Origin of the sequence: Streptomyces sp. NPDC051180 (assembly GCF_040689545.1) — a bacterium.
Taxonomy (GTDB): domain Bacteria; phylum Actinomycetota; class Actinomycetes; order Streptomycetales; family Streptomycetaceae; genus Streptomyces.
Window position 1 is genome coordinate 116245 of sequence record NZ_JBFBBC010000008.1, and the last position, 12740, is coordinate 128984.

Sequence of the window (12740 nt, forward strand, 5' to 3'; positions counted from 1 at the left end):
AGGGCAGTGCCCTCTGAACGAGACGCTGAGACGGCCCGGGCCGTCGGAGACGAGCAGGTGGATACGTGACGAATCTGAAGCCTTACGCCGCGGGTGAGCCGTCCATCGGTGGCGGCCTCGGCGACCATGTCTACAACCGGCTCCTCGGTGAGCGCATCGTCTTCCTCGGCCAGCAGGTCGACGACGAGATCGCCAACAAGATCACCGCCCAGATGCTCCTCCTGGCCGCCGAGCCGGAGAAGGACATCTTCCTGTACATCAACAGCCCCGGCGGCTCGGTGACGGCCGGCATGGCCGTCTACGACACCATGCAGTTCATCCCGAACGACGTCGTCACCATCGGTATGGGCATGGCGGCCTCCATGGGCCAGTTCCTGCTCACCGCCGGTGCCCCGGGCAAGCGCTTCGCGCTGCCGAACACCGACATCCTGATGCACCAGGGCTCCGCCGGCATCGGCGGCACGGCCTCCGACATCAAGATCCAGGCCGAGTACCTTCTCCGCACGAAGAAGCGCATGGCCGAGATCACCGCGCAGCACTCCGGCCAGACCGTCGAGGCGATCATCCGCGACGGCGACCGCGACCGCTGGTTCACCGCGGAGGAGGCCAAGGAGTACGGCCTCATCGACGACATCATCACGCACGCCGCGGGTGTTCCGGGCGGCGGCGGCACGGGCGCCTGAGCCCCGGCAGCCCGCCCACGAGCCCCAGCCCCCCGCCGAACGCCACCAGGACGGTGAACACCCCGATGCTTAACAACCTCTCCGCGAGCGGCCTCCACACCGGCGCGCCCATGGACAACCGCTACGTCGTGCCGCGCTTCGTCGAGCGCACCTCGCAGGGCATCCGCGAGTACGACCCGTACGCGAAGCTCTTCGAGGAGCGCGTGATCTTCCTCGGCGTGCAGATCGACGACGCCTCCGCCAACGACGTCATGGCGCAGCTGCTGTGCCTGGAGTCGATGGACCCGGACCGCGACATCTCGATCTACATCAACAGCCCCGGTGGCTCCTTCACCGCGCTGACGGCGATCTACGACACGATGCAGTTCGTGAAGCCCGACATCCAGACGGTCTGCATGGGCCAGGCGGCCTCCGCCGCGGCCGTGCTGCTCGCCGCCGGCACCCCCGGCAAGCGGATGGCCCTGCCGAACGCCCGTGTGCTGATCCACCAGCCCTCCGGCGGCACCGGCCGTGAGCAGCTCTCCGACCTGGAGATCGCGGCCAAGGAGATCCTGCGCATGCGCAGCCAGCTGGAGGAGATGCTGGCCAAGCACTCCTCGACGCCGATCGAGAAGATCCGCGACGACATCGAGCGTGACAAGATCCTGACCGCCGAGGACGCCCTCGCGTACGGCCTGGTGGACCAGATCGTCTCGACCCGCAAGAGCACCGCCTCCGCGGCACACTGACGCCCGACCTTCCCCTGGCACGGTGCACGTGGCCGAATCGCGACCATGTGAACCGTGCCAAGGGGGGCCCGAACGAGGGGCCCGGCAAGGTACCGTCGAATATGAGGCACCAGGAGTCGCTGAACCAAGCACTCCCAGGCGAAGGGGAAGCACCTCGTGGCACGCATCGGTGATGGCGGCGATCTGCTCAAGTGCTCGTTCTGCGGAAAGAGCCAGAAGCAGGTGAAGAAGCTCATCGCGGGACCCGGTGTGTACATCTGCGACGAGTGCATCGACCTCTGCAACGAGATCATCGAGGAAGAACTCGCGGAGACCAGCGAGGTGCGGTGGGAGGAACTCCCCAAGCCCCGCGAGATCTACGAGTTCCTCGAGGGGTACGTCGTCGGGCAGGAGCCCGCGAAGAAGGCCCTCTCGGTCGCGGTGTACAACCACTACAAGCGCGTCCAGGCCGGCGAGAACGGCGGCGCGCAGGGCCGGGACGACGCCATCGAGCTGGCGAAGTCCAACATTCTGCTGCTCGGCCCCACGGGCTCCGGGAAGACGCTGCTGGCGCAGACCCTGGCCCGGATGCTCAACGTCCCGTTCGCCATCGCCGACGCGACGGCGCTGACGGAGGCCGGCTACGTCGGCGAGGACGTCGAGAACATCCTGCTCAAGCTGATCCAGGCCGCGGACTACGACGTCAAGAAGGCCGAGACCGGGATCATCTACATCGACGAGATCGACAAGGTCGCCCGTAAGAGCGAAAACCCGTCGATCACGCGTGACGTCTCCGGCGAGGGCGTGCAGCAGGCCCTGCTGAAGATCCTGGAGGGCACCACCGCCTCCGTGCCGCCGCAGGGCGGCCGGAAGCACCCGCACCAGGAGTTCATCCAGATCGACACGACGAACGTGCTCTTCATCGTGGGCGGCGCCTTCGCCGGCCTGGAGAAGATCATCGAGTCGCGGGCGGGCGCCAAGGGCATCGGCTTCGGGGCGACCATCCGCTCCAAGCGCGAGATCGAGGCGAGCGACCAGTTCCAGGAGGTCATGCCGGAGGACCTGGTGAAGTTCGGGATGATCCCGGAGTTCATCGGCCGTCTCCCCGTCCTCACCTCGGTCCACAACCTGGACCGCGAGGCGCTCCTGCAGATCCTCGTCGAGCCGCGCAACGCACTGGTCAAGCAGTACCAGCGCCTCTTCGAACTCGACGGTGTGGAGCTGGACTTCGACCGTCCGGCCCTGGAGGCCATCGCCGACCAGGCGATCCTCCGCGGCACCGGCGCGCGCGGCCTGCGCGCCATCATGGAGGAGGTCCTCCAGTCGGTGATGTACGAGGTCCCGTCCCGCAAGGACGTGGCCCGTGTGGTCATCACGGCCGACGTCGTCCGCAACAACGTCAACCCGACGCTGGTCCCGCGGATCGTGAAGAACGACGGCAGGCACGAGAAGTCCGCCTGAGCCGTACGGACGACGAAGGGGCGCCCCACCGACCGGTGGGGCGCCCCTTCCGCGTGCGGGCCCTGGATCAGGACTTGACGCGGACCTCCTTGCGGAGCTTGGCGGTCAGCGCGGCGGCCTCCTCGGCCGAGGCGGCCTTGCCCGTCATCAGGGCGGCCATGTCGGCCGGGACCACGAAGCCCACCGTGCTGTGGTCGGCCCACACGCACATGTTGATGGTGAACGCGGGCGCGCCGTTGGACGGGTCGGCCTTCGTCTTGGCCTGCTGGCACTTCAGCACGGCGCCGTCGAGGTCGGCCGGCTCGTACGCCTGCGGGCTGCCGACGAGCTGCGGCTCCTCGCCCGAGCCGGCGTCCTTCTCGGCCTCGGTCTTGGCGGTGGCGAAGATGAGGTCGACGACCTTCTCCGGGTCGTCGATCTCGCCGTAGAGGCCGTTGAACGAGATCATCTTGCTCGCCAGCGGGTTGGCCTTGTTCTCCACCTGGTAGCTGGCCTTGACCTCCTTGGCGTTCTTGACGCCCTGCTCCTCGGCCTTCTTCAGGGAGTCCTTCTCGGAGGAACCGCCCTTGTCCGGAGCCTTCTTGTACTCGGTCAGCACCGTGTCGGGCGTGATCAGCTTGTGCGGGCCGTCGTCGGCGACCGAGGCGCCGCCGCCCCCGCCGATCACGAAGTAGACGCCGACGCCGATGGCCGCGACGACCGCGACCGCGCCGATGATCCAGCCGGCCTTGGACTTCTTGGGGGCCGGGGGGTGGGGGACGTAGCCGCCGGGGCCCTGGGGGGCGCCGTAGGGCGGCTGCTGGCCGTAGGGGCCGGGCTGCTGCGGGTAGCCGTACGGCGGCTGCTGCGGCGGGACGCCCTGCGGGGCCTGCTGGGGGTACCCGTAACCCGGCTGGGGAGCCTGCGGCTGGCCGTACGGGCCGGGCTGCTGCGGCTGCTGGCCGTAGGGGCCAGGCTGGCCGTAGGGCCCGGGCTGCTGGGGCGGCTGGCCGCCGTACGGGCCCGGCTGGTTGTAGCTCATCGACAGGTTCCCCTCACAGGATGTTTATGCCTACCGAACATCCTGGCGGAACCGGCGAGGGGGAAGTGCGGCGGGGGCCACACCGTTACCGAACAATCGAGTTTCAGGACACGACGGCCGCACCCCTAAACTGGGCCCGTGACCGAGAACACTCAGCAGCAGACAGCGCCCACGACCGAACTGCCGACCCAGTACGCGCCGGCCGAGGTAGAGGGGCCGCTGTACGAGCGCTGGGTAGAGCGTGGGTACTTCGAGGCGGACGAGAACAGCGACAAGCCGCCGTACACGATCGTCATCCCGCCGCCGAACGTCACCGGTTCGCTCCACCTGGGCCACGCCTTCGAGCACACGCTGATCGACGCCCTCACCCGCCGCAAGCGCATGCAGGGCTTCGAGACGCTGTGGCAGCCCGGCATGGACCACGCCGGCATCGCCACCCAGAACGTCGTCGAGCGCGAGCTCGCCAAGGAGGGCAAGTCCCGCCACGACCTGGGCCGCGAGGCGTTCGTCGAGCGCGTCTGGCAGTGGAAGGCCGAGTCCGGCGGCCAGATCTCGGGCCAGATGAAGCGCCTGGGCGACGGCGTCGCCTGGTCCCGCGAGCGCTTCACCATGGACGAGGGCCTGTCCCAGGCCGTCCAGACCATCTTCAAGAAGCTCTACGACGACGAACTGATCTACCGCGCCGAGCGCATCATCAACTGGTGCCCGCGCTGTCTGACCGCCATCTCCGACATCGAGGTCGAGTACCAGGACGACGAGGGCGAGCTCGTCTCCATCCGGTACGGCGAGGGGGACGACTCGCTGGTCGTCGCCACCACCCGCGCCGAGACGATGCTCGGCGACACGGCCGTCGCCGTCCACCCCGACGACGAGCGGTACAGGCACCTGGTCGGCAAGCAGATCAAGCTCCCGCTGACCGACCGCACGATCCCGGTCGTCGCCGACACCCACGTCGACCCCGAGTTCGGCACCGGCGCCGTCAAGGTGACCCCGGCGCACGACCCGAACGACTTCGAGATCGGCCAGCGCCACAACCTGCCGAACCTCGCCGTCATGGACGAGCGCGCGGTCATCACCGTCCACGGCCCCTTCCAGGGCCTGGACCGCCTCGAGGCCCGTTCCGCCATCGTCGCCGCGCTGCGCGCCGAGGGCCGGATCGTCGCCGAGAAGCGTCCGTACGTCCACTCCGTCGGCCACTGCTCGCGCTGCAAGACCACCATCGAGCCGCGCCTGTCGATGCAGTGGTGGGTCAAGGTCGGCCCGCTCGCGCAGGCCGCCGGTGACGCGGTCCGCGACGGCAAGGTCAAGATCCACCCGCAGGAGATGGAGAAGCGGTACTTCGACTGGGTCGACAACCTGCACGACTGGTGCATCTCGCGCCAGCTGTGGTGGGGCCACCGCATCCCCGTCTGGTACGGCCCGAACGGCGAGGTCGTCTGCGTCGGACCGGACGAGCAGCCGCCGACGGGCGAGGGCTGGCACCAGGACACGGACGTCCTGGACACCTGGTTCTCCTCCGGCCTGTGGCCCTTCTCCACCCTCGGCTGGCCCGAGCGGACCGACAGCCTCGCGAAGTTCTACCCGAACTCCGTCCTGGTCACCGGCTACGACATCCTCTTCTTCTGGGTCGCCCGGATGATGATGTTCGGTCTGTACGCGATGGACGGCACCCCGCCGTTCCACACCATCGCCCTGCACGGCATGGTCCGTGACCAGAACGGCAAGAAGATGTCGAAGTCCTTCGGCAACGTGGTCAACCCGCTGGACTGGATGGACGAGTACGGCTCCGACGCCGTCCGCTTCACCCTGGCCAACGGCGCCAACCCGGGCGTCGACGTCCCGATCGGCGAGGACTGGGTCAAGGCGTCCCGCAACTTCGCCAACAAGATCTGGAACGCGACCCGCTTCGCGCTCATGAACGGCGCGACCATCGAGGGCGAACTGCCCCCGGTCGAGCAGCTGTCGGCCACCGACCGCTGGATCCTCTCCCGCCTCAACGCGACGGTCGCCCAGGTCGACGCGTACTACGAGGACTACCAGTTCGCGAAGCTCAGCGACGCGCTCTACCACTTCGCGTGGGACGAGGTCTTCGACTGGTACGTCGAGCTGTCGAAGACGACGTTCTTCGCCGGCGGGGAGCAGGCCAAGGTCTCCGGCCGGGTCCTCGGCGAGGTCCTGGACGTCATGCTGCGGCTGCTGCACCCGATCGTCCCGTTCGTCACCGAGACCCTGTGGACCACGCTGACCGGGCGCGAGTCCCTCGTCATCGCCGACTGGCCGAAGGACTCGGGCTTCCGGGACCAGGCCGCCGAGGCGGAGATCGAGAACCTCCAGCAGGTCGTCACCGAGGTCCGCCGCTTCCGCGCCGACCAGGGCCTCCAGCCCGGCCAGAAGGTCCCGGCCCGTCTGGAGCTCGGCGACACCGCGCTCGCCGCGCACGAGGCCGCGATCCGTCAGCTGCTGCGCCTCCAGCCGGAGGGCGAGGGCTTCTCCGCCACCGCCTCCCTGCCGATCGGCGGCGCGACCGTCGCGCTCGACCTGTCGGGCACGATCGACGTCGCCGCGGAGCGCAAGCGCCTCGCGAAGGACCTCGCCGCCGCCGAGAAGGAGAAGGCCCAGGCGAACGGCAAGCTCGGCAACGAGGCGTTCCTGGCGAAGGCCCCGGACAACGTGGTCGACAAGATCCGCACCCGCCTCGCCAAGGCGGACGAGGACATCGCCCGGATCCAGAACCAGCTGGCGAACCTGCCGCAGGGCTGATCCGCACGGCGTGAGGGGCCCGGAACCGGTCGACGGTTCCGGGCCCCTCCCCGTATGCCGGGACTGCCCCGATAGGGGCGAAGTGCCCGAACTCACAGCGGACGGGACTTCAGGTCCGCGGCACCGGGACGAAAGACCCTGGATGATGGAGGGCATGCTCCGCCTCCCCACCGTCCCCGCCTTGCGCCGTTGCGTGGACCGGTGGGCCGTCTCGCCCCGCGCCCTCGACGTCGTGGCCGCGCTCAGCGCCTTCGGCCTGATGGTCCTGGACGTCCCGGGGCTGGCCCGCGAGGACAACTCCCTCACCGGCGTCACCGCGACCCTGGTCCTCGCCGCAGGCGCGGCCACGCTCGTGCTCCGCCGGCGGCTGCCCTGGGTGCCGTACGTCGTGGCGCTCGCCCTCATGGGATGGCTGCACGAGCTGACGATGATCCAGTTCGCGCTGTACTCGATCGGCCGCTTCCGCGGCCGCCGCGCCGCGACCGCCGCGACCCTGCTCTACGTCGGCGTGGCGTACGCCCTCTTCCTCACCCCCGGCTGGCCCGCCCGGCACGGCGACACCCTGAGCGACTTCCTCAGCCTGGTCGTCCCCATCGGAGTCCTCGCGGCCGGCGTCGGCATCGCCGCCTACCGGCAGGACCTCGTCCGCGCCCTGGAGGTCCAGCGCCGCGACGCCGCCGCCCGGCAGGCCGTCCAGGAGGAGCGGATCTCCGTCGGCCGGGACGTCCACGACCTCGTCGGCCGCGAGCTCACCGTCCTCGCCGTCCGGGCCGAGGTCCTCTCCGTGCGCTCCCGGGGCGAGGCGTACCGGAAGGACTTCGAGGAGCTCGCGGACACCGCCCGGCGCGCCCACCTCATGCTCAACGAGACGATCGTGCGCCGCGCCGACCGGGACGCCGCCACCCCCGGCCTCGAAGGGCTCTCCGCGCTCGCCGTGGAGAGCGGACGGATGGGCAGTACCGTCACCCTCACGGTCGCCGAGGAGGCCAAGGCGCTGTCGCCGCTCCGCCAGGCGGCCGTCCACCGCGTCGTCCGGGAGTGCCTGACCAACGCCGCCAAGCACGCGCCCGGCCTGCCCGTGACCGTCTCCATCACGGTCGAGGGCCGCGACCTGCGCATCGAGGTGCGCAACACGCTGCCCGCGACCCCGCCCGACCCCGCCCCCGTCTCCACCGGCACCGGACTGCTCTCCATGGAGGAGCGGGTCACCAGCATGGGCGGCACGCTCACCGCCCGCCGGGAACGCGGGGCCTACGTGGTGACGGCCCTGCTCCCGACCGGCCTGGACCGCTGACGGAGCCCCCGGGCCTCCACCCCCCCCGCTCAGCGGACCGTCTCCGCCTTCCCCAGCAGCCTGTGGAGGCCGTCGAAGTCCTCCACGCACCGTCCCGAGCCCAGTGCCACGCAGTGCAGCGGCCGGTCGGCGACGAAGACCGGGATGCCGGTCGCGGAGGTCATCCGGAGGTCGAGCCCCGGCAGCAGCGCCCCGCCTCCGGTGAGGACGATGCCGTGCTCCATCACGTCGCCGGACAGCTCCGGCGGGCACTCCTCCAGGGTTCCCCGCACGGCCGCGATGACGGCCTCGACCGGTTCGTCCAGCGCCGCCCGCACCTCGGGCACCGTCAGCTCCACCGTCCGGGGGAGTCCGCCGACTCGCTCCCTGCCGCGCGCGGTGAACGTCCGCCGCTCCTGCTCCTCGCCCCCGGGCACCGGCCACGCCGAGCCGATCGCGACCTTGACGTCCTCGGCGGTCCGCTCGCCGATGAGCAGCGAGTGCTCCTTGCGCACATGGTCGGTGATCGCCGCGTCCAGGCGGTCGCCGCCCACCCGCAGCGAGCGGGCGGTGACGATCCCGCCGAGCGAGATCACCGCCACCTCCGTCGTCCCGCCGCCGATGTCGACCACCATCGAGCCGCGCGCGTCGGCGACCGGCAGCCCGGCGCCGATCGCCGCCGCCATCGGCTCCTCGATCAGGTGCACCGCGCGGGCACCCGCCGACAGCGAGGCGTGCACGATCGCCCGCCGCTCGACCGGGGTCACGCCGCTGGGCACGCAGACCACCATCCGGGTCCGGGGCCGACGGCGCCCCGGCACCGCCTTGCGGACGAAGTGCCGGATCATCTCCTCGGCGGCCTCGTAGTCGCCGATCACACCCGAGCGCAGGGGCCGGATCGCGGTGATCGAGCCGGGTGTGCGGCCGATGGTCTCCTTCGCCTCCGTGCCCACCGCGAGGGCGGTCCTGGAGCCCTCCCGGACCGCCACCACGGACGGCTCGTCGAGCACGATGCCCTGGCCGCGTGCGTACAGGAGCGTGTTGGCCGTGCCGAGGTCGATCCCTATGTCCATGATCGCCAAGTTTGCCCCGCGGCCCCGGCGGACGGCGGACCGAAAGTCCCGAAAGGGGTGGGTCCATGGTCCTGTCGGCACCGCTCCGTAGACTGGGGCCCGTGAGTGAGCCGAGGGACCCGAATGACCGGTTCGACGACATCGTCGACAACGAGACAGACCGCGACCCCGACCTGGCGGTGATCGAGGCCGGCAGCCGTACGCTGCGCACGCAGGGAGGCCCGCCCCAGGGCGACCCCGTGCCCGCGCGTCCCGAGGACCCGGAGCTGGACAAGGCGCTCCGCGAGGTCGAGACGGAGCTGTCCACCCGCTGGGGCGAGACGAAGCTGGAGCCCTCGGTCAAGCGGATCGCGGCCCTGATGGACGTCCTCGGCGAGCCGCAGCGCGCGTACCCCTCGATCCACATCACCGGCACCAACGGCAAGACGTCGACGGCCCGCATGATCGAGGCCCTGCTCGGCGCCTTCGAGCTGCGCACCGGTCGGTACACCTCGCCGCACGTGCAGACCATCACCGAGCGGATCAGCCTGGACGGCGCCCCGATCTCCGCCGAGCGGTTCATCGAGACGTACCAGGACATCAAGCCGTACGTGGAGCTGGTCGACGCCCGCGAGGAGTACCGGCTCTCCTTCTTCGAGGTCCTCACCGCGATGGCGTACGCGGCCTTCGCGGACGCCCCGGTCGACGTGGCCGTCGTCGAGGTCGGCATGGGCGGCACCTGGGACGCGACGAACGTCCTGGACGGCTCGGTCGCCGTCGTCACCCCGATCGACCTGGACCACACCGACCGGCTCGGCGGGACGACCGGCGAGATCGCCGGGGAGAAGTCCGGGATCATCAAGCAGGACGCGACCGTGATCCTGGCCCAGCAGCCGGTCGACGCGGCCCAGGTCCTGCTGAAGAAGGCCGTCGAGGCCGACGCCACCGTGGCCCGCGAGGGCATGGAGTTCGGCATCGTCTCCCGCGAGGTCGCGGTCGGCGGCCAGCTCCTCACCCTGCGCGGCCTGGGCGGCGAGTACGACAACCTCTTCCTGCCGCTGCACGGCGCCTACCAGGCGCACAACGCCGCCGTGGCGCTCGCCGCGGTCGAGGCGTTCTTCGGGATCGGCGCCGAGCACGCCCGGACGCTGGACGTGGACACCGTCCGCCGCGCCTTCGCCCAGGTGTCCTCGCCCGGTCGCCTGGAGATCGTCCGCTCCTCCCCGACGGTGATCCTGGACGCCGCGCACAACCCGCACGGCGCCCGCGCGACGGCGGAGGGCATCAGCGAGGCGTTCGGCTTCTCGCGGCTCATCGGCGTGGTCTCCACGAGCGGCGACAAGGACGCCAGGGGCCTCCTGGAGGCGTTCGAGCCGATCTTCGCGGAGGTCGTGATCACGGCCAACTCCACCCCGCGGGCCACCGACGTGGACGCGCTCGCCGCGGTCGCCGTCGAGGTCTTCGGCGAGGACCGGGTGGTCGTCGAGCCGCGGCTCGACGACGCCATCGAGGCCGCCATCACCCTGGCGGAGGAAGAGGCCGAGTACGGCGGTGCGGGCGTCCTCGTCACCGGTTCGATCTTCACGGTCGGCGACGCCCGGCTGCTGCTGCGGAGGGGCTGAGTCCGATGCGCACGCTCTGTTCCTCGACGCTCATCGGCGAGTTCTTCGTCATCGGCTTCGCCGGTCTCGTCGCGATGAAGGACGACAGCCTCGCCCTGTCCACCGTGTGGTGGGTCTGCGGCGTCGCGATGCTCTTCTCCGTGCTGCTGTGCGGGATGGTCACCCGGCCCGGCGGGGTGCAGCTCGGCTGGGCCCTGCAGATCGGCCTGGTCCTCAGCGGCTTCGTCGTCCCGACCATGTTCTTCCTCGGCGCGGTCTTCGCCGGCCTGTGGTGGGCCTCGGTGCACTACGGACGGCGGATCGACGAGGTGAAGGCCCGCTGGGCCGCCGCGGAGGCCGCCCAGGGCTCGGCAGGGCCTGACGCTGCGTAATCGGGGCACGTGCGGGACCTGTAGCCTCGGAGGTCCCGCACACCGCTTTTCCGAAGGAGTTCCCCCGTGAGCCAGCGCACGCTCGTCCTGCTCAAGCCCGACGCCGTCCGCCGTGGCCTGGTCGGCGAGATCATCGGCCGTATCGAGCGCAAGGCCGGCTGGACCCTGGCGGCCCTGGAACTGCGCGAGCTGGACCAGGAGACGCTGGAGCAGCACTACGGCGAGCACAAGGGCAAGCCCTTCTACGAGCCGCTGATGGGCTTCATGTCCTCCGGCCCCGTCGTCGCGCTCGTCGTCGAGGGCGAGCGGGTTATCGAGGGCGTCCGGCAGCTCGCCGGCCCGACCGACCCGATCGCCGCCGCGCCCGGCTCCATCCGCGGCGACTTCGGCACGATCGTCCGCGAGAACCTGATCCACGCCTCGGACTCGGAGGAGTCGGCCCTCCGCGAGCTGAAGATCTTCTTCCCGGGCCTCGTCTGATCCGACGGCCCGACGCTGACTGCCTGTCAGCCGATCGGCACAACTCTGTGGGGCGACCGAAGGAATTCGGCCGCCCCCAGGCATATGAACACCAATCCCGGGAACGGATCGCCGCGTCCTGCCGTCACCTGTACAGAGATGGGCCACCGCGCGCTATTCACGCGGGCGGCACTACGATGGAAAACTCCATCGCCGCACCACTCTCAGCCATGGGAAATCAAGGGGAACTCAATGTCGTTCATCGGCCGTGACATGGCTGTCGACCTCGGGACCGCCAACACGCTGGTGTACGTCAGGGGTCGAGGCATCGTTCTGAACGAGCCGTCCGTCGTCGCGATCAACACCAACACCGGCGGCATCCTCGCGGTCGGCGCCGAGGCGAAGAAGATGATCGGGCGGACGCCCGGCAACATCGTCGCGGTCCGCCCGCTCAAGGACGGCGTGATCGCCGACTTCGAGATCACCGAGCGGATGCTCCGCTACTTCATCCTCAAGATCCACAAGCGTCGCTACCTGGCCCGCCCCCGCGTCGTGGTCTGCGTGCCCTCCGGCATCACCGGAGTGGAGCGCCGCGCCGTCATCGAGGCGTCGACGCAGGCCGGTGCCCGCCAGGTGCACATCATCGAGGAGCCCATGGCCGCCGCCATCGGTTCCGGCCTCCCCGTCCACGAGGCCACCGGCAACATGGTCGTCGACATCGGCGGCGGCACCACCGAGGTGGCCGTCATCTCCCTCGGCGGAATCGTCACGGCACAGTCGATCCGGGTCGCCGGCGACGAGCTGGACAACGCGATCATCCAGCACATCAAGAAGGAGTACTCGCTCCTCCTCGGTGAGCGGACCGCCGAGCAGATCAAGATCACCATCGGTTCCGCCTACGACCTCGACAAGGACGAGCACACCGAGATCCGCGGCCGCGACCTCGTCTCCGGCCTGCCCAAGACCGTCGTCATCTCCGCCGCCGAGGTCCGCAAGGCCATCGAGGAGCCGGTCAACGCCATCGTCGACGCGGTGAAGACCACCCTCGACAAGTGCCCGCCCGAGCTCTCCGGTGACGTCATGGACCGCGGCATCGTTCTCACCGGTGGAGGCGCCCTCCTGCGCGGCCTCGACGAGCGGCTCCGCCGCGAGACCGGCATGCCGATCCACATCGCCGAGGACCCGCTGGACTCGGTGGCGCTCGGTGCCGGCAAGTGCGTCGAGGAGTTCGAGGCCCTCCAGCAGGTCCTGGACGCCCAGCCGCGCCGCTAGGCACCACGCGCCGCCCCGGGCACCCGTACCCGCCCACAAGAGCACGACCGCACAGCCGA

General features: G+C 70.2%; 11 protein-coding genes. 9 read left to right on the plus strand and 2 right to left on the minus strand.

The window, feature by feature from the left end; all coding sequences use genetic code 11:
- The first annotated feature begins 65 nt into the window (after nucleotides 1–65).
- From AB0424_RS16575 to clpX, 3 genes are all read left to right on the plus strand, one after another.
- Nucleotides 66–683, plus strand: a complete 618-nt coding sequence (locus AB0424_RS16575; RefSeq protein ID WP_366305952.1) for an ATP-dependent Clp protease proteolytic subunit — start codon at nucleotides 66–68, stop codon at nucleotides 681–683.
- 65 nt (nucleotides 684–748) lie between these two features.
- A complete protein-coding gene (locus AB0424_RS16580) occupies nucleotides 749–1411 on the plus strand; it encodes an ATP-dependent Clp protease proteolytic subunit (protein ID WP_366305954.1) in 663 nt (220 codons plus the stop codon).
- A gap of 156 nt (nucleotides 1412–1567) precedes the next feature.
- Nucleotides 1568–2851 (plus strand): ATP-dependent Clp protease ATP-binding subunit ClpX, encoded by a 1284-nt coding sequence (gene clpX, locus AB0424_RS16585; RefSeq protein WP_015033605.1) that lies wholly within the window; start codon nucleotides 1568–1570, stop codon nucleotides 2849–2851.
- A 67-nt stretch (nucleotides 2852–2918) separates the two neighbouring features.
- Here the strand turns inward: clpX and AB0424_RS16590 are convergent, their stop codons facing one another.
- The gene (locus tag AB0424_RS16590; RefSeq protein ID WP_366305957.1) at nucleotides 2919–3872 is read right to left on the minus strand and encodes a hypothetical protein; all 954 of its coding nucleotides are present in this window, start codon (nucleotides 3870–3872) and stop codon (nucleotides 2919–2921) included.
- A 138-nt stretch (nucleotides 3873–4010) separates the two neighbouring features.
- Between AB0424_RS16590 and AB0424_RS16595 the strand changes: the two genes are divergently transcribed.
- On the plus strand, nucleotides 4011–6632 hold the full coding sequence (locus AB0424_RS16595; protein ID WP_366305959.1) for a valine--tRNA ligase: 2622 nt from the start codon (nucleotides 4011–4013) through the stop codon (nucleotides 6630–6632).
- A gap of 154 nt (nucleotides 6633–6786) precedes the next feature.
- Nucleotides 6787–7926 carry an ATP-binding protein gene (locus AB0424_RS16600; RefSeq protein ID WP_366305961.1) on the plus strand — a complete coding sequence of 380 codons (1140 nt, stop codon included), beginning with the start codon at nucleotides 6787–6789 and terminating at the stop codon, nucleotides 7924–7926.
- 29 nt (nucleotides 7927–7955) lie between these two features.
- Here the strand turns inward: AB0424_RS16600 and AB0424_RS16605 are convergent, their stop codons facing one another.
- Nucleotides 7956–8978 carry a rod shape-determining protein gene (locus tag AB0424_RS16605; protein ID WP_366305963.1) on the minus strand — a complete coding sequence of 341 codons (1023 nt, stop codon included), beginning with the start codon at nucleotides 8976–8978 and terminating at the stop codon, nucleotides 7956–7958.
- A gap of 65 nt (nucleotides 8979–9043) precedes the next feature.
- Between AB0424_RS16605 and AB0424_RS16610 the strand changes: the two genes are divergently transcribed.
- The 4 genes from AB0424_RS16610 (at nucleotide 9044) to AB0424_RS16625 (ending at nucleotide 12681) form a co-directional block, all read left to right on the plus strand.
- Nucleotides 9044–10579 carry a folylpolyglutamate synthase/dihydrofolate synthase family protein gene (locus tag AB0424_RS16610; RefSeq protein ID WP_366305964.1) on the plus strand — a complete coding sequence of 512 codons (1536 nt, stop codon included), beginning with the start codon at nucleotides 9044–9046 and terminating at the stop codon, nucleotides 10577–10579.
- A gap of 5 nt (nucleotides 10580–10584) precedes the next feature.
- The gene (locus tag AB0424_RS16615) at nucleotides 10585–10950 is read left to right on the plus strand and encodes a DUF4233 domain-containing protein (protein WP_366305966.1); all 366 of its coding nucleotides are present in this window, start codon (nucleotides 10585–10587) and stop codon (nucleotides 10948–10950) included.
- 66 nt (nucleotides 10951–11016) lie between these two features.
- Nucleotides 11017–11430: a nucleoside-diphosphate kinase gene (ndk, locus tag AB0424_RS16620; RefSeq protein WP_121830245.1), complete on the plus strand. Its 414-nt coding sequence runs from the start codon at nucleotides 11017–11019 to the stop codon at nucleotides 11428–11430.
- A gap of 231 nt (nucleotides 11431–11661) precedes the next feature.
- Entirely contained in the window at nucleotides 11662–12681 is a 1020-nt protein-coding gene (locus AB0424_RS16625) for a rod shape-determining protein (protein WP_125753625.1), read from the plus strand.
- The last annotated feature ends 59 nt before the right edge of the window (nucleotides 12682–12740 follow it).

Bases quoted from the DNA above. Each gene is read 5' to 3' on its own strand.
- AB0424_RS16605 (WP_366305963.1), bottom strand. From the start codon at position 8,978: ATGGACATAGGGATCGACCTCGGCACGGCCAACACGCTCCTGTACGCA.
- AB0424_RS16615 (WP_366305966.1), top strand. From the start codon at position 10,585: ATGCGCACGCTCTGTTCCTCGACGCTCATCGGCGAGTTCTTCGTCATC.
- AB0424_RS16610 (WP_366305964.1), top strand. From the start codon at position 9,044: ATGGTCCTGTCGGCACCGCTCCGTAGACTGGGGCCCGTGAGTGAGCCG.
- AB0424_RS16600 (WP_366305961.1), top strand. From the start codon at position 6,787: ATGCTCCGCCTCCCCACCGTCCCCGCCTTGCGCCGTTGCGTGGACCGG.
- AB0424_RS16590 (WP_366305957.1), bottom strand. From the start codon at position 3,872: ATGAGCTACAACCAGCCGGGCCCGTACGGCGGCCAGCCGCCCCAGCAG.
- AB0424_RS16625 (WP_125753625.1), top strand. From the start codon at position 11,662: ATGTCGTTCATCGGCCGTGACATGGCTGTCGACCTCGGGACCGCCAAC.
- AB0424_RS16580 (WP_366305954.1), top strand. From the start codon at position 749: ATGCTTAACAACCTCTCCGCGAGCGGCCTCCACACCGGCGCGCCCATG.